The sequence below is a fragment of the Alteromonas sp. WD8-37 genome, from assembly GCF_055326825.1.
Window position 1 is genome coordinate 654112 of the sequence record NZ_JBUZOV010000001.1, and the last position, 25946, is coordinate 680057.

The 25946-nt window shown below is 51.3% G+C and carries 15 protein-coding genes; all 15 read left to right on the forward strand.

The genetic code is table 11. The annotated features are described in order from the left end of the window. Positions 1–14: 14 nt before the first annotated feature. The 15 genes from proQ (at position 15) to uup (ending at position 25938) form a co-directional block, all read left to right on the forward strand. Positions 15–680 carry an RNA chaperone ProQ gene (gene proQ / locus ACTUJZ_RS02945; RefSeq protein ID WP_463634766.1) on the forward strand — a complete coding sequence of 222 codons (666 nt, stop codon included), beginning with the start codon at positions 15–17 and terminating at the stop codon, positions 678–680. A gap of 1 nt (position 681) precedes the next feature. Continuing rightward, positions 682–2721, forward strand: coding sequence for a carboxy terminal-processing peptidase (prc, locus tag ACTUJZ_RS02950; RefSeq protein WP_463634767.1), 2040 nt, complete (start codon positions 682–684; stop codon positions 2719–2721). Between the two features lie 87 nt (positions 2722–2808). Continuing rightward, positions 2809–4143, forward strand: a complete 1335-nt coding sequence (locus tag ACTUJZ_RS02955; protein WP_463634768.1) for a sodium-dependent transporter — start codon at positions 2809–2811, stop codon at positions 4141–4143. Between the two features lie 13 nt (positions 4144–4156). Then, positions 4157–5632 carry a Na+/H+ antiporter NhaC gene (nhaC, locus tag ACTUJZ_RS02960; RefSeq protein WP_463634769.1) on the forward strand — a complete coding sequence of 492 codons (1476 nt, stop codon included), beginning with the start codon at positions 4157–4159 and terminating at the stop codon, positions 5630–5632. Between the two features lie 17 nt (positions 5633–5649). Next, the gene (pepN, locus tag ACTUJZ_RS02965; RefSeq protein ID WP_463634770.1) at positions 5650–8259 is read left to right on the forward strand and encodes an aminopeptidase N; all 2610 of its coding nucleotides are present in this window, start codon (positions 5650–5652) and stop codon (positions 8257–8259) included. Next, complete coding sequence (locus ACTUJZ_RS02970) at positions 8246–8476, forward strand: DUF2835 family protein (protein WP_463634771.1); 231 nt, start codon at positions 8246–8248, stop codon at positions 8474–8476. The genes pepN and ACTUJZ_RS02970 overlap by 14 nt, the downstream gene beginning before the upstream one ends. A 186-nt stretch (positions 8477–8662) precedes the next feature. Next, entirely contained in the window at positions 8663–10729 is a 2067-nt protein-coding gene (locus tag ACTUJZ_RS02975) for a DUF1302 domain-containing protein (RefSeq protein WP_463634772.1), read from the forward strand. Positions 10730–10741: 12 nt separating this feature from the next. Beyond that, a complete protein-coding gene (locus ACTUJZ_RS02980) occupies positions 10742–12109 on the forward strand; it encodes a DUF1329 domain-containing protein (RefSeq protein ID WP_463634773.1) in 1368 nt (455 codons plus the stop codon). A 68-nt stretch (positions 12110–12177) separates the two neighbouring features. Then, the gene (locus tag ACTUJZ_RS02985) at positions 12178–13212 is read left to right on the forward strand and encodes a WD40/YVTN/BNR-like repeat-containing protein (protein ID WP_463634774.1); all 1035 of its coding nucleotides are present in this window, start codon (positions 12178–12180) and stop codon (positions 13210–13212) included. Between the two features lie 9 nt (positions 13213–13221). Continuing rightward, a complete protein-coding gene (locus tag ACTUJZ_RS02990) occupies positions 13222–15543 on the forward strand; it encodes an efflux RND transporter permease subunit (RefSeq protein ID WP_463634775.1) in 2322 nt (773 codons plus the stop codon). Between the two features lie 190 nt (positions 15544–15733). After that, entirely contained in the window at positions 15734–20572 is a 4839-nt protein-coding gene (locus ACTUJZ_RS02995) for an NAD-glutamate dehydrogenase (RefSeq protein ID WP_463634776.1), read from the forward strand. Between the two features lie 61 nt (positions 20573–20633). Next, positions 20634–21641 (forward strand): quinone-dependent dihydroorotate dehydrogenase, encoded by a 1008-nt coding sequence (gene pyrD / locus ACTUJZ_RS03000; RefSeq protein ID WP_463634777.1) that lies wholly within the window; start codon positions 20634–20636, stop codon positions 21639–21641. A gap of 39 nt (positions 21642–21680) precedes the next feature. Further along, positions 21681–23783: a bifunctional 23S rRNA (guanine(2069)-N(7))-methyltransferase RlmK/23S rRNA (guanine(2445)-N(2))-methyltransferase RlmL gene (gene rlmKL / locus ACTUJZ_RS03005; RefSeq protein ID WP_463634778.1), complete on the forward strand. Its 2103-nt coding sequence runs from the start codon at positions 21681–21683 to the stop codon at positions 23781–23783. After that, positions 23774–24001: a glutaredoxin family protein gene (locus ACTUJZ_RS03010; protein WP_463634779.1), complete on the forward strand. Its 228-nt coding sequence runs from the start codon at positions 23774–23776 to the stop codon at positions 23999–24001. The genes rlmKL and ACTUJZ_RS03010 overlap by 10 nt, the downstream gene beginning before the upstream one ends. Next, positions 23998–25938: an ATP-binding cassette ATPase Uup gene (gene uup, locus ACTUJZ_RS03015; RefSeq protein WP_463634780.1), complete on the forward strand. Its 1941-nt coding sequence runs from the start codon at positions 23998–24000 to the stop codon at positions 25936–25938. Before ACTUJZ_RS03010 ends, uup begins: the two co-directional genes overlap by 4 nt. Positions 25939–25946: the final 8 nt, after the last annotated feature.

The window sequence follows — 25946 nt, forward strand, 5'->3', positions numbered from 1 at the left end:
TAGCGTTAAATTTAATGGAATCAGCAGAAAAGTTTTCTAACAGTAAAGAAGTCATCGCCTTTCTTGCAGAGCGTTTTCCACACTGTTTTTCTACCGAAGGCGAAGCCCGCCCTCTGAAAATCGGCATTTTTCAGGATCTGGCCAGCCAATTGGAAGATGATGAGCGGGTCAGCAAAACCCTGCTTCGCTCAACCTTACGGCATTACACCAATAGCTGGCGTTATCTGCACAGCATCAAAGAAGGGGCTTACCGGGTTGACCTGGACGGCAACCAGGATGCGCAGATTGAAAAAGAGCATGCTGACCATGCGCGCCAGCAACTGGATGAAAGCAAGGCCAAAGCAGCTGAAAAGCGTAAAGCGCGTCAGCAGCAAGATGGCGATAAGCGTCCGGCCCGCCGGCCCGCTACTAAGAACACCGACGGTGCGCCCAAGCGTACTAATGATGTGAAAAAGGGAACTAAATCTAAATCTGGAAGACCAATGAAGACACCCCCGGCAAAGCTGTCTGAGGCAGATCTTCAGGCCGGGACCAGAGTTACGGTTAAGTTGGGCAAGGCTCCCATGCCTGCCGTTATTACAGAAGTTGCCAAAGACGGCATCCATGTTCAACTAGACACCGGTATGGTTGTAAAAGTGAATTCGGACGCTTTACGTTTGGCGGGTTCCAAGAGGTCGTAAAATGAAAGATATCCTTCGTATTTCCATTGCCAGTGCGTTTTTGACCATGGGGGTCGGCGCTGGCGCGGTGACCACCACCGCAGATGTTGATGAACTGCCTATTTTGCAGCAGGAAACTCAGCATAGTGTGGCTGCAAAGCGTGTCAGTGCGTTATTTACCCGCGCGCACTACAAGGAAATTGCGTTGGATGATGCGCTGTCCGAGCAAATCTTCAATCGCTTTTTAAAAGCGCTCGACAGCAACAAGCAGATCCTGCTGCAATCCGATATCACCAACTTTAACCGCTATCAGGATGACTTCGATGAAGCCCTGGCGCGCGGAAACCTCAAAGTGGCATACGATATCTTTAATCTGGCTTCTGAGCGGCGGATGCAGCGCTATGAATATGCGCTGACACTGCTGGAAGAGCCTTTTGATTTTGAGCAGGACGGCGACAAATTTTACTATGATCGTGAAGACGCTAGCTGGCCAACTTCTAAGCAGGAGCTGAATGAGATTTGGCGTCAGCGGGTAAAGTATGATGCGTTAAACCTGATCCTGGCCGGCAAAGAATGGCCAGAAGCCAAAGAGCTTTTGACCAAGCGCTACAAGCGCGCCATCAAGCGCATCAAGCAAACTCAAAGCGAAGATGTTTTTCAGACCGTGATGAACAGCTTTGCCCGCAGTATTGAAGCGCACACCAGCTATCTTTCACCACGCAATGCTGACCGTTTCCAGATGGAAATGAACCTGTCCTTTGAAGGGATTGGCGCGGTGCTGCAAAGTGAAGAAGATTTCACGGTGATCAAAAGTATCGTGCCCGGTGGCCCGGCAGATAAATCCAACGCTCTGAAACCCGAAGATAAAATCATCGGGGTGGCGCAGGACGACGAGGAATTTGTCGATGTCGTAGGCTGGCGCCTGGATGAAGTCGTAGATCTCATCAAAGGCCCGAAAGGCTCCACCGTGCGTTTACAGGTGCAAAAAGGCACCAGTGAAAGCAAGGCGATGTCTGTGGTCAGCCTGACCCGCGATAAAATCAAACTGGAAGACCGCGCAGCCCAATCAGAAGTGTATGAGCCTGAGACCGGCCCGCATCAGGGTGAAAAGTTGGGTATCATCACCATCCCGAGCTTTTATAACAATCTGCATGCCGATGTCAGCAAAGAGCTGGATAAGCTAAAAGCGCAGAATGTGAAAGGGGTGATTGTTGACCTGCGTGGTAACGGCGGTGGCTCTTTGACCGAAGCGACCTTGTTAACCGGTTTGTTTATTGAAAAAGGCCCCGTAGTACAAATTCGCTATGGTGAAGGCAAAGTCAGTGTCAATCGCGACACCGATGGCGAAGTGACCTACGATGGCCCGTTAACCGTGCTGGTTGACCGCTATAGTGCCTCAGCATCAGAAATCTTTGCTGCAGCCATGCAGGATTACAACCGCGCGTTGATCATCGGTGAGCAAACCTTTGGTAAAGGCACTGTACAGCAGCATCGTGGTTTAGGGCGTATCTACGACCTGTATGAAAACCCGTTGGGCAGTGTGCAGTTCACCATCGCAAAATTTTACCGCATTGATGGCGGCAGTACCCAGCACAAGGGTGTAGTACCGGACATTCAATACCCCTCGCCGATCGAACCGGCCGAGTGGGGCGAAAGCCAGGAAGAAACCGCGTTGCCGTGGGACAGTATTGATCGTGCCAATTATGCCACCTTCGCCGACGACCAGAGTGCGTTGGATGTACTGACCGCTAAGCACAATAAGCGGATCTTGGAAAATCCGGAATTCGAATATATTTACGAAGATATCGACGATTACAAAGAGAAAAAAGATCGCGATTATGTATCGCTGGTGAAATCAGAGCGTCTGGCAGAAAAAGACAATGAGGAAAATCAGGAGTTGCAGCGTGCTAATGAACGCTTAGCGCGTATGGGCAAAGAGCCGGTGGGATCACTGGACGATTTACCTGAAGAACTGGAAGAGCTGGATCCTTTCCTGGATGAAGCTGCCAATATTACCTATGACATGCTAAACACAGGTAAATACGCGATACACCATAACTAATAATAATGAGCCAAAAAAAGGCTGGTCTCAGGCCAGCTTTTTTTATGGCTTTTGCACACCACAACAATAATAAACAGGAACATCATCATGGCAATGCGAGGTGAATTCTCGTCCCGTATCGGCTTTATATTGGCTGCTGCGGGGTCTGCCGTTGGGTTGGGGAACATTTGGGGATTTCCGACACAGGTTGCCAGTAATGGCGGCGCGGCGTTTGTTTTAGTCTATCTGTTACTGGCCTTTGTACTGGCCTATCCGGTGTTAATGGCCGAACTCATCATTGGTCGCGCTAACCGCTCTAACATGGTGGATGCGCTGGGCAAGATCTCTGGCAGCCGCTGGGGCCGGGCCACCGGTATCTGGGGCTGTGTCACTGTATCGCTGATCTTAGCCTTTTATGCCATTGTCGGTGGCTGGATGCTGGCGTATTTTGCCGATGCCGGGGTCTCCATGGTCGGCATTCCTGCGGTCTCTGACTGGCTAATGGACTTTTCTGTTCCACGCAATTTTCTTTTCTGTGCCGTCTTTTTAGTACTGACCTCCCTGATCGTATTGGGTGGGGTGAAATCCGGTATCGAAAAATGGTCGGTACGTCTGATGCCCACGCTGGTCATCATCATTGTTCTGTTGATTATTTATGTCAGCTTTCAACCTGGTGCGGTGGAAGGCTGGAGTGCCTATCTGGTTCCTGATTTTAGCCGGGTCATGGACCCAGAGCTTCTGATCAGCGCCATGGGTCAGGCATTTTTCTCTATGTCACTGGGCGTGGGTACTATGCTGGTGTATGGCTCTTATGTCAGTAAAGACGAAAATCTGCCATCTATCGGCGCCTCGGTGGCCCTGGTAGACATTGGTGTGGCGATTATCGCCGGTATGCTGATCATTCCTTCGATGTATGTAGCACTGAACAATGGCGTGGAAATTTTTGCTGCCAATGGTGCGCTGATTGAAGGGGACAAGCTGATCTTCACCGTGCTGCCTGCGTTGTTTGATTCCATTGGCAGTGTAGGCCTGTTTGTGGCCTTTGCTTTTTTTGCCCTGATGGTGATTGCGGCGGTGACCTCATCCATTTCCATGCTGGAAGTACCGGTTGCTTATCTGGTGGAAAGCCAGGGCATTGCCCGTAATCGCGCAGTGTGGATAATGACAGGGATAATATTAGCGTGTAGCACAGTGATTATTACAAACTTTGATGCATTGTTTGGCCTGGTCATTTCGTTGACCACCCAGTGGAGCCAGCCCTTGCTTGGCCTGGTGTTATGCATTTTTGCCGGCTGGGTATGGCGGCGCAATGACATCTTGCAGGAAATAAAATCCGGCCATCCGGATGCTGAAAACAGCATGTTTTGGAAAATCTGGCCCTGGTATGTGCGTTTTGTCTGTCCGGTGGTGATCGCCGTGATGTTTGTGCGCTCTGTGCTGTAACCAGGAGGCGATTATGACAACAAAAACTCCCAAGGCACCGTCATTAGCCGATGCCTTAATCCCGATTATTGCCCTGATTATTATGATGGGTTCGGCTGTTTATTTGTTTGGTGATGGCTCTTCCTACGGCCCTAACCAGATAGCATTACTGCTTGGCGCTGGCCTGGCAGCATTGATTGGCATGAAAAACGGCCATAAATGGAAAGACATCGAACAGGGCATTGTTAACGGCATTTCCATGGCCATGGGCGCCTGTTTGATCCTACTTGCGGTAGGGGCGTTGATTGGCACCTGGATGCTGGCCGGTACGGTCCCCACCTTGATTTATTATGGTCTGGAGCTGTTAAATCCGTCACTGTTTTATGCTGCGACCTGCCTGATTTGTGCGGTGGTGGCCATGAGTATTGGCAGTTCCTGGACCACCGCTGCCACCGTGGGTGTAGCGCTGATGGGCGTGGCGTCAGGCATGGGCTTGTCGCCGGCTATCACCGCCGGTGCAGTGGTATCGGGTTCATATTTTGGCGATAAGATCTCGCCGCTGTCTGAAACCACCAACCTGGCCCCGGCTGTGGCTGGCACCGATTTGTTTGAGCATATCCGCTATATGCTGTGGACCACCATTCCCAGCTTCGTAATTGCGCTGATTGCTTTTGTGATTTTAGGCTTTAGCGAATCTGGCGATGCAACTGTTGAACGTATCGAATCCATGCAAACCTTGCTGGCATCATCATTCTCACTGGGCTGGGAACTATTGATCCCACTGGTGATATTACTGACGCTGGCCATCAAAAAAATGCCGGCATTTCCGGCGGTGTCCATAGGCGCGCTGATGGGTGCTCTGTGGGCAGTGTTGTTCCAGCATGATGTGGTATTGAGCATGGCTGAAAGTGGTGACTCAGCTGCCATCGGCACCTTAAAAGTGGTGTGGACCTCGTTGTATGACGGCGTCAGCTTTTCCACCGGCGATGATAACTTAAACAGTCTGCTGAGCCGCGGCGGCATGTCCTCCATGCTTAATACTATCTGGCTGATTATCTGTGCGCTATCATTCGGTGCGGTGTTGGAAAAAGTCGGCTTGCTCAAGCGAGCAGTGACCACAATATTACGTGGTGCCAAATCTGCTGGTGATATGATTAGCCGTACCATTTTGACCTGTCTGGGCACCAACCTGGTCACCGCCGATCAATATATGGCCATTGTGATGCCTGGCCGCATGTACAAAGAAGAGTTCGAAAAACGCGGTCTGGATCAGCTCAATCTATCGCGTAGTTTAGAAGACGGTGGCACCCTTACTTCACCGCTAATCCCCTGGAACACTTGTGGGGCCTATATGCATGGCGTACTGGGCGTGCACCCGTTTGAATACATCTTCTATGCATTCTTTAACGTAATAAGCCCGATACTGGCAGTCATTTATGCCTATGTCGGCATTAAAATCCTACGAATCAAGCCTCCTTTTGAAACAGAACCAAGGGAGTCTGATGCCTAAGCTCTAAAGGAGAAGTCATGAGTAAGCAGGTTAAGCGCCGGGCGGATTATCAGCCGCCCGCTTTTACCATTAGCGATGTAAAAATGGATGTACGCTTACATCCGACCCAAACCCGCGTCTCCACCGAGTTGACTGTATCCCGGCAGGGCCAGCATCGGCAATCTCTGGTGCTGGACGGCTATAAACTGACGCTGCACTCGGTGGCCGTTGATGGCAACCCGTTTAGCGGCTACGAACAATCTGACGAGCACTTAACGCTGCACGACGTGCCGGATACGTTCACCTTACATATCGTCAACGAAATCGACCCCAAGCATAATCAGGCTTTGGAAGGGCTGTATCTGTCTAACGGCACGTACTGCACCCAGTGTGAAGCCGAAGGCTTTCGCCGTATCACTTATTATTTAGACCGACCGGATGTGCTGGCCACCTTTGAAGTGACCATGCATGGCGATAAGCAACAGTATCCAACACTGCTGGCCAATGGTAATCCCATCGCCCGCGGTGAGCATGACGACGGCAGCCACTATGTGACCTGGCAAGACCCATTCCCCAAGCCCAGCTATTTGTTTGCCATGGTGGCTGGCGATTTTGACCTGCTGGAAGATGAGTACACCACGTCCAGTGGTAAGCCGGTCAAGCTGGAGTTGTATGTCGACAAGGGCAAACAAAGCCGTGGGCATTTTGCGCTGGAGTCGCTGAAAAAAGCCATGCGTTGGGACGAACAAACCTTCGGCCTGGAATACGATCTGGACATCTACATGATCGTGGCTGTGGACTTTTTCAACATGGGCGCCATGGAAAACAAAGGCCTGAATATCTTTAACAGCAAGTTTGTGCTGGCTGATCAGGACAGCGCCACCGATGAAGACTTTTTTAATGTTGAATCGGTTATCGCCCATGAATATTTTCATAACTGGACTGGTAACCGGGTTACCTGCCGCGACTGGTTCCAGTTAAGCCTGAAGGAAGGCTTAACCGTGTTTCGCGACCAGCAGTTTAGCGCCGATATGACCAGCGCGCTAAGCAACCGCATTAAACATGTGCGGGTGATGCGTGAACACCAGTTTGCCGAAGATGCCAGTGCCATGAGCCATCCCATCCGCCCTGAAGAAGTTATTGAAATGAATAACTTCTATACTGTGACCGTGTATGACAAGGGCGCCGAAGTGATTCGGATGTTCCATACCTTGTTGGGCGCTGAGGGCTTTCGCCGGGGCATGGATGAATATTTCCGCCGCCATGATGGCCAGGCGGTAACCTGCGATGATTTTGTGGCGGCCATGCAAACAGCCACTGATCGGGACTTAAGCCATTTTGCCCGCTGGTACGCACAATCCGGTACCCCCGTAATAGCGGTGACCACACAGTTTGATGAGCAGGCCCAGCGCATGGCGATTACACTGTCGCAACATACGCCACCTACTGCGGATCAAAAAACCAAGCAACCGTTGCTGATTCCGGTCGCCTTTGATTGTATCGACAGCCAGGGTAGTCATTATCAGGATGATGAAGGTAAAGTGGTGGATGGTATGGTCATTCTGGATGCTCCTTCTACCACCTTATATTTCAGTGAGGTCAAAGAGCCGTTAATTCCAGTTATTCTGGGTAACTTCTCGGCGCCGGCCAAAGTGGATAACAATCTGAATGCTGAGCAACTGCTGAGTGTGTTCCAGTATGCCAACGATGATTTCAATCGCTGGGATGCGCTGCAGTCCTTATATAGCTGGTGTATCAGCCAGTATGAAGCTGGTCAGCCTGAGCAAATCGGCGACACTATCTGGCAAGGCTTGCAGCAGGTGATTGACCGGGAAAAGGGCAACCGTGAATTACTCGGTGAGTGTCTGGTCATCCCCAGTTTCGAGACCCTGTGCCAAACCCGCCAGCATATTGACGTGGCCAGTTTGCACGCGGCCCGCGAAGCCTTTTGCCAGGCGTTTGCCGAGCAGATGCAAAGCAGCTTAAAAGCACTATTAGATACATTGGACACTCGCGCCTATCAGTATGATCAGCATTCTGTCACAGCCCGCCGGTGCCGTAATGTGGTGCTGGCCCACCTGGCCCGAACGCAGCAGGGCAGTGCCCTGGTTGAACAGCAATTTAACGCGGCTGACAATATGACCGACACACTGGGCGCCTTAAAAGCTGCGCAGATTGGGGATAGTGATGTATTTGGCCGCCTGATGAATGCATTTGAGCAAAAATGGCAGGACGATCCGCTGGTGCTCGACAAATGGTTTGGCTTACATGCCACCACTGAACGGGACGATATTTTGTCGCAGCTAACCCTGCTACAACAACACCCACAGTTCACCATGGGCAATCCAAACCGGGTACGGGCTGTGATTGGTAGTTTTGCCTTTTTCAATACCGCTGGATTTCACAATCTGGATGGCTCAGGTTATGCCTATGTGACTGATTATTTGCTGGAACTGGATGCAGTCAATCCGCAGGTAGCCGCCCGCATTGTTACGCCGCTCACCCAGTGGCACAACTATGCGCCGGCCTATCAGAAACTGATGAAAGCCCAGTTGCAGCGGTTAATGGATAAGCCTGAATTAAGCGGCGATCTGTACGAAAAAGTCAGTAAAAGTCTGGCCTACGAGACCGGCAGTGCAGGCGGCTAACTATTATTATTTTACCCTGTCGGCCACCTACCAGGAGTGTGAAAAGCTGTATCGCGGCCCCCTTCGCGATGTGGTATTGGTGGCCGACAGTGGCCAGCGGGTGCAGGTTCCCTGCGCCTCGCTACGTCGCTTTATCACCTCCGGCGGCATCAGGGGGCGATTCCGCTTAGGCGTGACCGCGGCCAATAAAATGATCAGCTTTGAGCGAATGGTTTGACCATTCGCTTTTTTTTGTCTTTCTGCTACCCAATTTTAACCCTCTGATCCTGCAATCAATCTTTAAATGTTAACTGGTACGATTAGTTCTTGCGCTCGCTTAAAAATGATGTAATGATTTTGTTAATCGTTATGGTAGGTTAACACTTCGGCGCCACCAAAACGTCAACTTGGGAGAATAAAAACTATGACAACAGGGTTACGCGCATTTAAACGATCACCTGTCGCTGCCGGTGTCCTCACACTTTTAGGGATGGCCGCTGCGCCTGCACACAGTGCCAATTGGCAGGTTGGTGATGCCAGTGTCACACTGGATTCAACATTTACACTGGCTACCAGTATTCGTACCGAAAGCCGGGATTACAGCCTGATTGGTAACAGTAATCATCCACAGTTTAATTGGACCGGCTACAATGCTGCCACCAATGTAATCTACCCAAGTGCTGATGTTTGGGCGCTGTCTGGCGACGGCTCCTATTCCACCAATGGTGATTTGGGCAACCTGGCCCATGATCCGGGCGAAGCATTTTCTACGCAAATCGCCGGTAACCATGAGCTGGATGTCAATTTTGGCGATTACGGCTTTTTTGCTCGTGCGTTCTGGTTCTATGACTTTGAACAGGAAAGCGGCCGTACTGCCTACGAAAACCCCATTACCAATCAACCTCAGGATCTTTGTCGGGATTCAGAAGCCCGTGATCTGCTGTGTCGTGATTTTCGTTTACTTGACGCCTTTTTCTACGGCGATTGGTGGGTAGGCAACAAGCCACTGACCGTGCGTGTGGGCCGTCAGGTCATCAGCTGGGGCGAAAGCACCTTTATCCAGCATGGTATTAATACCACCAACCCGGTGGATGTGACCCGTGCCCGCGCACCTGGTGCAGAATTGCGTGAAGTCTTCATTCCGGTGGGTATGGTGTATGCTTCGCTGGGCCTGACCGATACTGTGAGCGTGTCGGGTTACTATCAGTATGAATGGGAACGCAGCTGGTTGCCGGTAGCGGGCAGTTATTTTGCGACCAACGATTTTGCCGGCGAAGGCGGTCAGTTTAACAATATTCAGCTGGGCTTTTCCGGCAACCCGGATATCAACTTAGATACTCTGTTAACTCAGCTGAATCAGTTAGGTGCAGCGTTAAACGGCGGTGCCGATCCCGCGCAGATTTCCCAGGCATACCTGGCGTATCCTACCAAGGTAGCGGTGCGTGGTTATTCTGATGCGGCGCACAACGATGCTGACGATCAGGGCCAGTTTGGTTTACGCCTGACCTGGTTTGCAGAAAATCTGAATGAAACAGAATTCAGTTTTTACCATATCAACTATCACAGCCAGCGCCCGCTCATTTCGGGTGTGACCTCTGACTTTACTCAGGAAGGCATCGCCCGGGATATCGCGTTTATTCAACAAAATACGATCACCCGTGACAATATCACCGAACTGCAAGCCTTCACCGAATCACAGTTCTTCTATCCAGAAGACATCAAATTGTATGGTGTGAGCTTTAACACCAATATCGGTACCACTGCACTGGCAGGAGAATTTGCCTTCCGTCAGGACGAGCCGCTGCAAATTGATGATGTAGAATTGTTGTACATGGGCATGCCTGAACAGTTGGCCAATGTGGGCCTGCGCCCAGATTTAGCCGGTATCTCGCAGCTGAACAATATTGGCCGTGATGTCGGCCCGGGTGAGACTGCACAAGGTTTTGTATTCTCTGACACCTGGCAGGCGCAGTTCACTGTGTCGCATGTGTTTGGCCCAATGTTTGGCTCAGATAACTTTGTCTTATTGGGTGAAGCCGGTTACGTCAACATCATGGACTTCCCGGATCCGAATGTGGTGCGCCTGAATGCGCCGGGCACTGCGCGCACACCGTCACTGGAGCCCACACCAAGTGGTAACCCGCGTACTGGTTTGCATGTAGGTTTATCTAACGGCCCGGAAACCAATCCGTTTGCAACTGATTCAGCCTGGGGCTACAACCTGTTGGCTGTGGCCGACTACAACAACATTATGGCTGGTGTAAATCTGCGTGCCCGCGCAACATTCTCACACGATGTGGATGGCACTACACCAGACCCACTATTTTTATTCATCGAAGACAGAAAATCAGCCAATTTGTCATTTACATTTGATTATTTGAGCCGTTGGTCGGCAACTGCCTCTTACAGCGCCTTTTTCGGCGGGGTAGGCACCACCAACCAGTTGACTGACCGTGACTTTGTGTCATTCAACGTCAAGTATGCAATTTAAGGGGCGTTATTTATGATTAAGAAACTAGGCATTATTGCTGCTGCCGTATCTCTTTCCTTTGCCAGCACTGCTGTGCTGGCCAAAGTGTCGCAGGAAGAAGCGGATAAACTGGGTAATTCACTGACTCCGCTGGGCGGCGAAAAAGCGGCTAACGCAGATGGCAGTATCCCGGCCTGGACCGGCGGGATCACCACACCGCCTGAAGGCTATTCGCAGGGCGACCATCATCCAGACCCGTATCCTGGCGACGAAGTGCTGTTTACAATTACTGGCAAAAATTACCAGGAGTACGCTGAGTTTTTGTCAGAAGGGCAAAAAGCGCTGTTTGAAGCGTATCCTGACACCTTTGAAATGCCAGTGTATGAAACCCGCCGCTCAGCTTCAAACCCGCAAGCGGTGTACGATGCCACCAAGCAAAATGCCACTCGTGCAGAACTGATTGAAGGCGGCAATGGCCTGAAAGGCGCAGTGGTTGGTATCCCGTTTCCGGTACCACAAAATGGTCTGGAAGCTATCTGGAACCACATCCTGCGTTATCGCGGTGAAGCCGTACAGCGTTACGGTGGTCAGGCTGCGGTTACCTCGTCCGGTGACTACAACGTAATTGGTTTTGATGAGCAACTGCTGATCAAATATGCCCAACCTGAAATGACCCCGGAGCAACTGCTGGAAGACAACATTTTGTTTATGTTTAAACAAAAAGTGACCAAGCCTGCGCGTCTGGCCGGTACTGCATTGCTGGTTCACGAAACTGTTGACCAGATTAAAGAGCCACGCCGCGCCTGGACCTACAACACGGGTCAGCGCCGGGTGCGCGCTGCGCCAAATATCGCGTATGACACGCCGGGAACCGCGGCAGACGGTCTGCGTACCACCGATGATTTCGACATGTTTAACGGCTCTCCTAACCGCTACAATTGGGAGCTGAAAGGCAAAAAAGAAATGTTTGTGGCGTACAACAACTACGAGTTGCACAGCCAGGGCGTAACATACGACGATATCCTGAAGCCAAACCATATCAATCCGGACTTAACCCGCTGGGAAAAGCACCGTGTTTGGGTGGTTGAAGCAACCTTGAAAGAAGGATTTCGCCATGTTTATCAAAAACGTGTATTCTTCATCGACGAGGATAGCTGGCAAATCCAGGTTGCCGATATGTATGACAACCGGGACGAGCTGTACCGTGTCGGGATTGCTTACGGGGTAAACTATTATGATGTGCCTACCCAGTGGTCAACCCTGGATGTATATCATGATCTGAATTCGCGTCGTTATCTGGCTATCGGCCTGGACAACGAAGAGCAGATTTACGATTTTTCAATTCGTCCACGGGATGTTGAATTTACTCCTCAAGCCCTTCGTCGCGAAGGCATGCGTTAATATCACCTCAGCCTGATCGCCTACCGGCGTTCAGGCTGCTTCTTGTTTTATTCAGGATTGTTTTTCTTATGCAAAAACCTCTGGCAGCATTGGCTGCACTGGCATTGAGTACTGCTGTGGGCGCACAGACCGCGTACCAAGCACCGTTGGTCGAACAATCCTTATTACTGGACATTGCTGCCAATAAACAGCTGGTGATGGTCGGGGAGCGCGGGCATATTTTGTTGTCAGATAATGGCACGCAATATCGTCAGGCAACCGTACCCACTACAGCTACGCTAACTGCAGTGTTCACAGTTGGGGATAATATCTGGGCGGCAGGTCATGATGCCACCATCTTACATTCAGCAGATAATGGCCAAACCTGGACCATTCAGTTTGAAGCCCCGGATATGCAACGGCCATTTTTGGATATCACCTTTTTTAACGCGCAACACGGTATAGCAGTGGGCGCGTACGGCATGTTTTATCGCACCCGCGACGGCGGCGCCACCTGGAACCCGGAACTGCATGCTGCCTTGCTCGACCCGTATGATCGCGAATATTTAGAACAAATTCGTGAAGAAGACGAGGCTTTTTACCAGCAAGAACTGAATTCTATTTTACCGCACATCAATCGGGTCACCCAGGTTGAAGAAACCCTGTATCTGGCCGGCGAAGCTGGCACGCTGGCATACAGCCAGGATCAGGGCCAAACTTGGCAGCGCTATGAAGTGGATTACACCGGGTCATTTTTTGACATTAAAGCATTGGATGAGTCGACCATGCTTACTGTCGGGTTACGGGGCAATGTATTTGTGATGCGCGAACCGGGCCAGTGGGAATATGTAAATACCTGTTCCACCAGCACCTTAAACTCTATCTTTGTCGGTTCTGATACCACCATTCATGCGCTAGGCAACAACGGCATGATAGTAACGCTCAACCGACCGCTCCCGGTTAGTCAGCTCGATCCTTATGCCAATCCAGCGCAGTGTACTCCGGCCGAAGGGGTAAAGGTGGAGCAGGTCAATGACAAAGCGGCGCTCATCAATGCCAAACGCTTTAAGCAACAGGTTATCGCGGTCACGGCAAATGGAATTAAGCAGTTAAATTTACAATAAGAATGCATTATGTCAGGTATCACAAATTTTCTTGAACGGCTGGTGTTTACCAATCGCGCCGTAGTGATTGGGTTATTTGCACTGGCCACCGTGTTTTTAGGCTATCAGGCCACCCAAATCCGGCTGGACGCTGGCTTTGAAAAAAACATTCCGCTTAATCACGAATACATGCAAACTTATATGGCGCACCGCAAAGATTTTGGTGGAGCCAACAGTATTTATGTATCGGTGTGTGACACAAGTGGCAATATCTTCAACCCGCAGTTTTTCGACACCCTTAAAAATGTGCACGACCAGCTGTTTTTTATCAACGGTGTGGATCGCTCGTTGGTGGTGTCGCTGTTTTCGCCGTCCACCCGCTTTACCGAAATTGTTGAAGGTGGCTTTGCCGGCGGCCCGGTGATCCCGGCCGACTTCAATGCCAATAGCGTATCAGCACTGGACAAAGTGGCAGCCAATATTGAAAAAGCCAATATTGTTGGCCGTCAGGTGTCTAACGATTACAGCTGCGCCATGGTCACAGCACAATTGCTGGAACTGGACCCGGAAACCGGTGAACCCTTAGATACCCTGGCGCTGGCTGGGGAACTGGAAAAGCAGTTACGCGATCAGTTTGAAAATGAACGCATCTCCATTCATGTGATTGGTTTTGCCAAGATGATTGGCGATGTGGCCGACGGTGCCAAAGATGTGGTGCTGTTCTTTGCCATCGCCCTGGCCATCACCGCCATCATGGTGTATTTCTTTTCGCGCAGCATTATGCTGACCATCCTGCCACTGGCGTGTTCGTTTATCGCTGTGGTCTGGCAGATGGGGCTGCTTTCTGTGCTGGGCTTTGGTATCGACCCCATGTCGATTCTGGTGCCATTTTTGGTCTTTGCCATCGGGGTGTCTCATGGCGTACAGATGATCAATGCGGTGGAGAAAAAAGCCGTAGCCGGTGCCGGGGCCAAACATGCGTCTATGTTTGCCTTTCGCAGTCTACTGATCCCCGGTGGTATTGCACTGCTGTCTGATACTGTGGGCTTTATGACCTTACTGGTCATTGATATCGGCATCATCCGTGAACTGGCCATCACCGCCAGTATCGGGGTAGCGGTAATCATCCTGACCAACCTGGTGTTGCTGCCGGTGCTGATGAGCTTTTTAAAGCTTAACCACGAATATGTTGCGCGCTTTGAAGGCAAAGAAGCACACAGCACCCGGTTTTGGGAGTGGGTGGCCAAGTGCTCGCACAAAAAGACCGCCTATACCATCTTGCTGGTAACCGCGCTGCTGTTTGTGTTTGGCTTGTACCAGTCACAAAAAATGAAAATCGGTGACCTGCATGCCGGTGCTCCGGCGCTGCATGAATCGTCGCGTTACAACCAGGATACCTTTTTAATCACAGACCGCTATGAAGTGACTGTCGACTATCTGTCGGTTCTGGTGGAAACCTCCGGCGATGCCTGTACCAGTTACGATGTGATGCGCTCCATTGATGATTTTCAGTGGCGCATGGAAAATGTCTCCGGGGTACAGTCCACTGCATCCTTAGCGTCTATCGCCAAGGTGGTCAACGCTGGCTACAACGAAGGTAATGTGAAGTGGCAAGTGTTGCCACGAAACCAGCAAACCCTGGTTCAGGCGATTGCCCGCGTGCCTACCTCCTCAGGCTTATTGAACGGCGATTGCTCGGTGATGCCCATCATCCTGTTTATGGAAGATCACAAAGCCGAAACCATCTCTCGCGTGGTGGATGCGGTTAAAGCCTACCGTCAGGAATATGAAACCGATGAGCTTAAATTCAGCCTCGCTTCGGGCCCTGTCGGAGTAATGGCAGCCACCAATGAAGCGGTGAAAAGCGCGCAGTTGCCTATGATGGGCTATGTGTTTGGCGCAGTAATCCTGTTGTGTCTGCTAAGCTTCCGCTCGCTGCGCGCGACCTTGTCGGTGGTGATCCCACTGTATGTGGTATCGGTACTGGCCCAGGCATTGATGACCTATCTGCAGATTGGCCTTACCGTGTCTACCTTGCCGGTCATCGCACTGGGTGTAGGTATCGGTGTGGATTATGGTATTTATATCTTATCCACCATGAATACCCGCCTTAAACATGGCGACACTGTACAGCAAGCTTATCTGGCAGCGCTCAAAGAGCGGGGCAGTGCAGTGATCTTCACCGGCATCACGCTTGCGGTCGGCGTCAGCACCTGGGTCTTCTCGTCACTGAAATTCCAGATGGACATGGGGATCCTACTGACATTTATGTTTGTGGTGAACATGTTGGGCGCCATCATCGTACTACCGGCACTGGCCCGGGTACTTTGGCTCAAGCGCAACGAACATTAAATGCGCAACCTGCAAAATAATTTTGCATAGCTAAGCAAATAAAAGGGCCGTAAGGCCCTTTTTTATAGGTGTTTTTTGCATAGATATCTATCCTGTTAAAATATCGTTAAAACAGGGCTTTTAATACGTCTCGCTTTTAGCGAAAATGGTCAGGCTTTTTCTGCACTTACGACACACTTAAGGTTTTTACATGACAGTCACCGCCAAGCGACACTCTGTACTTCTTGATAATGTTTCCTCGCTGATTGATAAAAAGGTGGATTCGAACCAAAAATCGCTGGTGAAACAATTCGGTCAGCTTCTGTATAAAAATATTTCAAATGAAGACCTGGAGCACCGAAATGATAGCGATCTTTATGGCGCGACACTGAGCCTCTGGAATGTGCTCTCCAAATTCGATAAAAACAGCCCGTACATCCGGGTGTTTAACCCTGAAATTGCCAAACATGGCTGGCATTCGAGTCACACTATCGTTGAAATCGTGGTGCGCGACATGCCGTTTTTGGTGGACTCAGTGCGCATGGCATTAAACCGCCTGGGCATCACCGCGCATTTATTCCTGCACAGCCCGATTGGGCTTAAGCGTGACGAAAATCAGCAAATTATTGAGTTCACCGAACCGGGTAAAAACGGTAAGGATGCTCATAAAGAAACTGTTTTGTTTATTGAAATTGATCGTCAGACCTCAAAAAAAGAAGTCGACACCCTGACCAAAGAATTGCATTCGGTGGTAGATGAAGTGTCGCTGGCGGTCATTGACTGGCAGGAAATGGCGGCCCGTCTAAATGAAGTTAAAGACAATAGCAGTTCACTCAACTGGCCGGTGGATGCAGATAGTCAGCGAGAGATACAACAATTTTTAGATTGGTTGGCGGACCATAATTTTACCATGATGGGCTATCGCTATTACGATGTGAAAGCCATCGAAGGGGACCATCGCTGGATCCCGAACAATGACAGCAGCCTGGGGCTGATGAAAAACTCGGTCAGTGAGCGTGAACGTCTGTTGTCAAAACTGCCGGCATCGGCACGTGAAGAAGCGCTTAGCGGTAACCCGCTGATCCTGACCAAAACCAACACCCGGTCGCGCGTCCATCGCCCGGCGTTTATGGATTATATCGGCGTAAAAGCCTACAACGATGCCGGCCAGGTGATTGGCGAGCACCGTTTCTTAGGCTTGTATTCAGCATCATTTTACAACGCAAGCGTTACGCAGCTGCCAATTTTGCGTGAAAAGATCCAGAAAATCTGTGATATCAGCGGCTTTGAACCCGGCACTCATGCGTACAAAGCCTTTGTGAATATTGTAGAAACCTACCCGCGGGATGAATTACTGCAAACTCCGGCTGAAGAACTCAACCAGATTGTGATGGGGATCTTTCAGATGCAGGAGCGGGGCATTACCCGACTGTTTATCCGTAAAGATCTGTTTGGCCGCTTTTTCTCATGCATGGTGTTTGTACCACGCGAGCGCTACAACACCCAGCTACGTAAAGAAACCCAGGCGCTGTTACGCGATTCATTAGGTGCTACCGAAGAAGTCGAATTTACTACCTTCTTTTCAGAGTCAGTGTATGCCCGTACGCACTATATTGCTCGGGTCGAAGACAACAATGCGGAATACGATGTGAAGGAAATTGAGCAAAATATTATTGAGCTGACCAAAACCTGGAATGACCGGTTGGCCTCAGCCATTACCCAGGCCCACGGTGAAGCCCGCGGCAAAGAGCTGGAACGCAAATACAACAATGCGTTTAGCCGTAGCTATATGGAACAAAACCTGCCCAGCGATGCCCTGGTGGATATCGATAAGCTGGAAGCCTTAAATGACGAGCATAAGCTCGACATGCTGTTTTACCGCCCGCAGGAAGAGCGCCGTGACAGTGAAATTGTGAAGCTGAAGCTGTTCCACAAAGCTGAACCAATCCATTTATCAGATGTACTGCCCATGCTGGAAAACTTCGGCCTGCGCGTGGTAGATGAAAGCCCGTTCAAGATCACCTGCTGTGAGGGTGAGCGCAACTGGGTGATGGATTTCACCATGCTACATAAAGTGGGGGAAAAGCTGGACATGGACAAAGCCCAGGCGTTGTTCCAGGAATCTTTTGCCAAGGTCTGGTCGAAACTATTAGAAGATGACGCGTTCAACCGCCTGGTGCTAGGCGCTGGCATGACCGGCCGTAAGGTGACTATTCTGCGCGCCTATGCCAAGTATATGCGCCAGACCGGCAGCTCGTTTAGCCGGGATTATATTGCCAACACACTGTCTAATTATCCGCAGATTGCCAAATTGCTGGTGACCTATTTTGAGTTGCGCTTCAACCCGCACAAAAAACGCGCACCGAAAAAAGAAGAAGCCACTCTGGCCGAAATCAAAGAGCAACTGGACAATGTGGGTAACCTCGATGATGACCGAATCATTCGCCGTTATCTGGATATGATGCAGGCCACCTTGCGCACCAACTTCTACCAAAGCGACGACGAAGGCAACGAAAAGCCGTATGTGTCGTTCAAGCTGGCGCCGGAAATGATTTCGGACATGCCGTTGCCGCTGCCAAAATTTGAAATTTTTGTGTATTCCCCCAAGGTGGAAGGCGTACATTTACGTGGTGGCAAAGTGGCCCGCGGTGGTTTGCGCTGGTCTGATCGTCAGGAAGATTTCCGGACTGAAATTTTAGGTCTGGTGAAAGCACAGCAAGTGAAAAACACTGTGATTGTCCCGGTCGGTGCTAAAGGTGGGTTTATCTGTAAGAATCTGCCGCTGGGTGAGGGCCGTGAAGCCATTCAGGCTGAAGGCCAGGCGTGCTACCGCACCTTCATCCGCAGCCTGCTGGATATCACTGACAATATCGTCAATGGCGAGATTGTGCCGCCGCGCGATGTGGTGCGTCTGGATGAAGACGACCCCTATCTGGTTGTCGCAGCCGATAAAGGCACCGCGACCTTCTCGGATATCGCCAACAGTATTTCTAACGAATACAATTTCTGGCTGGGCGATGCTTTTGCTTCAGGCGGCAGCATCGGCTATGACCATAAAAAGATGGGGATCACTGCCCGTGGTGGCTGGGAGTCGGTTAAACGTCACTTCCGTGAAATCGGTGTGGATTGCCAGACTACTGACTTTACCTGTGTGGGTGTGGGCGATATGGCCGGCGATGTATTTGGTAACGGTATGTTGTTATCAAAACACACCCGCCTGGTGGCCGCGTTTAACCACCTGCACATCTTTTTTGACCCGGATCCGGATGCCGAGCTCAGCTACAAAGAACGTCAGCGTTTGTTTGAAAATCCACGCTTGTCATGGGATGACTACAACAAGGAGCTCATCTCCAAAGGCGGCGGTGTGTTTAGCCGTTCGTCAAAGTCCATCAAGCTGACCGCGGAAATGAAAAAATGGCTGGGTACCCGCCAGATGACCATGACCCCGAATGAGCTTATCCACAACATCTTAAAGATGCCGGTGGACTTGATTTGGAATGGTGGTATCGGAACCTACATCAAGAGCAAAAAAGAGTCGCATGCCGAAGTGGGCGACCGTGCCAACGACGACTTGCGGGTAAATGGCCGTGATGTGCAGGCAAAAATTGTCGGTGAGGGCGGTAACCTGGGTCTGACCCAGCTAGGTCGGATCGAATACGCAACCAACGGCGGTCGGGTCAACACCGACTTTATCGACAACGTCGGTGGGGTAGATTGCTCGGATAACGAAGTTAACATCAAGATCTTATTAAACTCACTGGTCAATGACGGCGATTTAACCGTCAAACAGCGTAACAACCTACTGTATGACATGACCGATGATGTGGCCGAACTGGTGATCGAAGACTGTTATCGTCAAACCCAGTCGCTGTCCATTACCGAACGCGGCGGTGTGTCAACGCTCAAAGAGCAGCTGCGCTTTATTCACGGCTTAGAGCGTGAAGGGCGCCTGAACCGCGAGCTGGAATTTATTCCTACCGATGATGAAATCTCAGACCGGGTCGCTGCCGACCGCGGCCTGACTCGGCCGGAACTGTGTGTGCTGCTGGCCTATGGTAAAATGGTGTTAAAAGATGAGCTGAACATTCCGGCCATTACCGATAACCCGTATCACGGAAAACTGTTGGTAAAAGCCTTCCCAACAGTGCTGCGCGATAAGTTTGAAGCCCAGATGCAACAGCATCCGCTGCGTGGTGAGATCATTGCCACCAAGTTGACCAATAATATGATCAACGACATGGGCCTGAACTTTGTGTTCCGTATGCAGGAAGAAACCGGCGCCACAGTGGATGAGATCGCCAATGCTTACAGCATTGTTAAAGGTATCTTCAAAATCGGGCCGTTATGGGAAAAAATTGAAGATCTGGATACCCAAATCGATGCCGACCTGCAGTTGAAAATGCTTGAAGAAGCGCGTCGTACCATGCGCCGGACTGCCCGCTGGTATATCCGCCATGGCAATAAAGCCCTGGGCATTCAGGAAGCCATCGATGCTTATCGCTCAACCTTTGATGACTTGTACGCAAATCTGGAAACTTACCTGGTTAAATCTGAGTACAAGATGCTCAAGCAAAATACCGATAAGCTGACCGAAAAAGGGGTACCGGAAGATATTGCGTACCAGGTGGCCAGCTTCTCGAATATGTTCTCGAGCCTGGATATCGCACAGATTGATGATGCCGACCCGCACGATACGCCAATTATTGCCAAGCTGTACTTCCAGTTGGGTAATAAGCTGGAACTGCACTGGTTCTTAGAGCAAATCAATAACCAGGCGGTCAGCAACCACTGGCAGGCGCTGGCGCGGGCTTCGTACCGTGAAGAACTGGACTGGCAACAGCGCTCTATCACCGCTAACTTGCTGCAAAGCCGCGGCGATGCCAAAGATGCTGACGAAATTCTGACTAACTGGATGGACAGCAATCAGGCCTTGCTGAAGCGCTGGTATCATATGATGTCGGAATTCAAGACCAGTTCAGGTCATGATTTTGCGAAATTTTCCGTCGCATTACGTGAATTGATGCTTTTAAGCGTCAAGTCGAACCATTAGAATAGCCGCATCGTCGAAACAAAGCCCTGTCTGACAGGGCTTTTTTATAGCTAAACAAGATATGCCTACCATTGCCCAACAGTTATTACTTAAGTGCGACCCCGAAAAAAGCCACGATTTTGCGCTCACCTGGTTAAAGCGCAGCCAGCACACGCCGCTGAAATGGCTGTACAGCCTGGCTACAGAGCATAAACCGGTAACCGTGGCCGGGATCACCTTCGAGAACCCGGTAGGGCTGGCCGCAGGGCTGGATAAAAACGGCGATTGCATTGATGCCTTTGCCGCCATGGGTTTTGGTTTTATCGAAGTAGGCACTGTCACGCCCCGGCCGCAACCGGGCAACCCCAAGCCGCGCTTGTTTCGCATCAGCGAAAAGCAAGCCATCATCAACCGCATGGGCTTTAACAACAAAGGGGTCGACTATCTGGTAGAAAATGTCAAAAAAGCCCGCTTTAAAGGCGTGATTGGCATTAATATCGGTAAGAACAAAGACACCGAAGAAGCGCAGGCATTGCAGGATTATTTGATTTGCCTGAACAAGGTCTATCCCTATGCCAGTTATGTCACGGTGAATATCTCGTCACCCAACACGCCCGGCCTACGCGACCTGCAATACGGCGAGGCGCTGGATAAACTGCTGCTTGGTTTAAAAGAAGCTCAGGAAAAACTGTGCCAGACACATGGCCGGTATGTGCCTTTGTTTATTAAAATTGCCCCGGATCTGACCGGCGAACAGATCGACAGTATCGCCGCTTCATTGCTGGCTGCTAAAATGGATGGCGTAATCGCCACCAACACCACCTTAAGCCGCGAAGCGGTCAGTGGATTACCCCATGCTGAAGAAGCTGGCGGACTGAGCGGCTCAGTATTAACCCAGCAGGCCCAACAGGTGACCGAACGGCTGTCGGCAGCGCTGGACCGCGCCATCCCGATCATTGGCGTAGGTGGCATTGATTCGCCCAACGCTGCACAGCAACGCCTCAATGGCGGTGCGTCACTGGTCCAGGTCTATTCGGCCTTTATCTATCAGGGGCCGGCGCTGATCAAACAGATTGCACGCGCACTTTAATTTTCCCAACGCCCGCTGTGGCGGGCAAGGCACATTGTTATGAATACCATTATTGTTACCACCAGCCGCGGGCTGGATGAGCTGTTGCAACAAGAAATCGAAACCTTGTGCCCCGGCGTTGAAGTGAAGTTAACCCCCGGAGCATTGTCTTTTAATGGCACCTTGGAGCAGGCACTGACCCTGTGCTTATGGTCGCGCCTGGCCAACCGGGTGATCTGGCAGCTGGCCAAAGGTAAAGTCGACTCCGCCGACGATCTTTACCAGCTGGCCGACAGCGTGCGCTGGTCAGAGCATTTGCATGCCCACCATACCTTGGGTGTCCAGTTTGTTGGGACCAACCGAGCTATCAACAACACCCAGTTTGGTGCGGTCAAAATCAAAGATGCCATTGTTGATCAGTTTTTGCAGCATGGCAGCCAGCGCCCTTCGGTGGAGCGTAAACACCCGGATTTGCCAGTGTATGCTCGCTGCCAGCGCGAACAGGTCACCCTGGGCATTGATTTGGCCGGGGTGAGTTTGCATCAGCGGGCGTATCGCCAGGAAACCGGCGCCGCGCCTTTAAAAGAACATATTGCCTGTGCCATGCTGATGCGCTCTGGCTGGACCGGCGCGCTCGATCAGCCGTTGGCAGATATGATGTGCGGCTCAGGTACCATTGCCATTGAGGCAGCTTATATCAGCCGCAATATAGCACCCGGTATCAAACGCAGCCACTGGGGCTTTTCCCGCTGGCTGGGCCATGATGCTGCGCTGTGGGAGCGCCTGGTGGATGACGCCCTGGCTGTGCAGCGCCCGTTGCAAGGCCCTATCATGGCCAGTGACAACAGCCGCCAGTTGATCAGTGCTGCACGTAAAAATGCCGATGAAGCCGGCGTCTACCATGATATTCAGTTTGCCCAACAAGATGCCACCAAAGCCGCGCCGCCACACAAAAATAAAGGCTATCTGGTATCTAACCCGCCGTATGGCGAACGCCTGGGCGAGCTGACTGAACTGATCCCCTTATTTTCACTATGGGGCAAACAGCTTAAAACCGCCTGGAAAGGCTGGCATGTTACCTTGCTATCCAGCAATCGGGACTTGCTGCGGGTGTTAAAACTGCGTGCAGCCAAAGACTATGCCATGAATAACGGCAAACTGGCCTGCCGGCTGGTCAATTATGTGCTGGATGAAGCCAACTGCGAGCAATTTTCTGATGATGCGCAAAATCACGAGTTCGCTAATCGCCTGCGTAAAAATCTGAAAAAGCAAAAAAGCTGGGTGAAACAACAAAATACCAATTGTTATCGCATCTACGATGCCGATTTGCCGGATTACAATGTGGCCATCGACCGCTATGACGACTGGTTAGTGGTGCAGGAATACGCTCCACCGAAAGATATCGATGAGGATAAAGCACGCCGCCGCTTGCAGGAGGTGTTACTGCATTTACCGGCAGTGACCGGGATCTCGCCCAAACAAATTGCCCTAAAAGTTCGCACCAAGCAAAAAGGCAGCGCCCAGTACGAAAAGCTGGACCAGCGCGGGGTGAAAAAGATTGTGCATGAAAATGGCGCGCAATTACTGGTCAACCTGACCGACTATCTGGATACCGGCTTGTTTCTGGACCATCGGGAAACCCGTCAAATCGTGCAGCGCATGGCCAAAGATAAAGATGTGCTGAACCTGTTTTCCTACACCGGCAGTGTGTCGGTGTTTGCAGCACTGGGCCAGGCCCGTTCGGTATGTACCGTCGATATGTCCAATACCTACCTGGACTGGGCGCGGGAAAACTTTCGCATAAACAAACTGACCGGGCCGTATGCCTTTGTGCAGGCGGATTGTACCAGCTGGCTGGCTCAGCACAGCGGCCGCTATGATCTGATATTCATCGATCCACCGTCATTTTCCAACTCTAAGCGCATGCAATCCACCTGGGATGTGCAGCGCGACCACCTGCAGTTGCTGACGCAGGCCACAGCTTGTCTGAAACCCGGTGGCACCCTGGTGTTTTCTAACAATAAGCGGGGCTTCAAGCTGGATCATGCCGGCCTGGAGGCATTGGGCTTGAGCGTGGAAAACATCACCAGCCAGACCATCCCCGGTGATTTTGCCCGCCATAGCAATATCCACCAGTGCTGGCTACTGACATTGTGCAACTGATTTTATATACCGGCCCGCAGTGCAGTCTGTGCCAGCAGGCCATGAGCCTGTTGCTCACCCAGGTACAGCCGGGTCAGATTACCCAAGTCAATGTGCGGGATGATACAATGCTATATCATCAGTACGGTGCCCGGATCCCGGTAATCAAACGCAGTGACAGCCAGGCCGAACTGGCCTGGCCGTTTACCGGGCCCGAATTAACAAGGTTTCTTCAATGAGTATTTTGCAGCTAAAAAATATCACCGTCATCTATGGCCACCCGCCATTGCTCAATGGCGTGGATTTGGTGGTACAACCCGGTGAACGGGTGTGCCTGGTTGGCCGCAATGGCAGTGGTAAGTCGACCCTGATGAAGGTCATTGCCGGTGATGTGGTGGCCGATGACGGCCAGCGCATCATTGATAACCAGACTATCGTCGCCCGGCTGGAGCAGGACCCCCCGCAAACCACCGACGTGTCATTGTATGATTATGTGGCCGAGGGCTTGGCCGATGTCGGCAGTATCTTAAAGGATTATTATCATCTGACCCGTCAGATTGCCGAGGATCCCAGTGATAAAAATCTGGCCCGGCTGGAAACCCTGCAAAACGCTATCGAAGCCCGTGATGCGTGGCAGTTGGAGCAACAGATTGCTCAGACCTTGACCATGCTCAAATTAGACCCGGATGCTTCACTGACCACCTTGTCCGGTGGCTGGCGGCGTAAAGCCGCTCTGGCCCGGGCATTGGTGCGGGCGCCGGATTTATTGTTGCTGGATGAGCCTACCAACCACCTGGATATCGAAATGATCCGCTGGCTGGAACAAAGCCTGGTGAACTTCAATGGTGCTATCGTGTTTGTCAGCCATGACCGGGCGTTTATCCGCCATATGGCAACCCGGATTGTGGATTTGGACCGCGGGTCGATCACCAGCTACCCGGGCCAGTACGACAGTTATCTGGAAAAAAAGCAGCAGGATCTGGAAGTCGAAGCCACTCAGAATGCCGAGTTTGATAAAAAACTGGCGCAGGAAGAAGTGTGGATACGGCAGGGCATCAAGGCCCGCCGTACCCGCAATGAAGGGCGCGTACGCGCGCTGAAAAAACTGCGTGATGAACGCCGCGCCCGCCGTGAATTACAGGGTAATGTGGTGGCGGCGCAGCAGCAGGGTGTACGCTCCGGTAAGATGGTATTTGAGGTAGAAGATCTGCACTATCACATTGGCGGCAAAGATATCGTCAGTGGCCTGAGTCTGAATGTAATGCGCGGCGACAAACTGGCCCTGATTGGCCCCAATGGCGTCGGTAAAAGTACGTTGATAAAGTTGCTGCTAGGCCAGCTTGAGCCGCAGCAGGGCAGTGTGCGCCAGGGTACCAATCTGGAAGTGGCCTATTTTGACCAGCACCGGTTTGGCCTGGATATCGAACAAACCGTGATTGATGCGGTAGGTGACGGCAAACGCGACTTGATGGTCAATGGCCAGCCGCGCCATGTGATCAGCTATCTACAGGACTATCTGTTTAGCCCCGAGCGGGTCAACGCGCCGGTCAAATCTTTATCAGGGGGTGAAAAAAACCGCCTGATGCTGGCCAAACTGATGCTTAAGCCCAGCAATGTGCTGGTGCTCGATGAACCTACCAACGATTTGGACGTGGAAACGCTGGAGATGCTGGAAACCTTGCTGGCCAGCTATCAGGGCACGGTATTGCTGGTCAGTCACGACCGGGAATTTGTCGATAATGTGGCTAACAGCTGTCTGGTCTTTGAAGGCTACGGCCAGCTAACAGAATTTGTCGGCGGTTTTTCGGATGTGGAGCAGTGGTACAAACAGCAGCAAAGCCAACAGGCAGAATCAAAAAAAGCTGCGCAAAAACAGCGCACTGAGGGAACCAAGCCAGATAGCCAGAGTCCTAAGGCAAAGGCTTCTGTCAGCAAACCGAAAAAGTTATCATACAAAGACCAACGCGAATTAGAAGCGTTACCGGCAGAAATCGAACAACTCGAAACCCAGCTTAGCCAGCTACAGGATGTGGTCAACTCACCGGCCTTTTTCAAACAGGACAACGACAGTACAGCCAGCACCCTGGCCGAACTCGAACAAACCGAAGCTGCGCTGTCACAGCGATACGCGCGCTGGGATGAATTGGAAAGCATGCTGGAAGAGACTCAGCAGTAAATAGGATA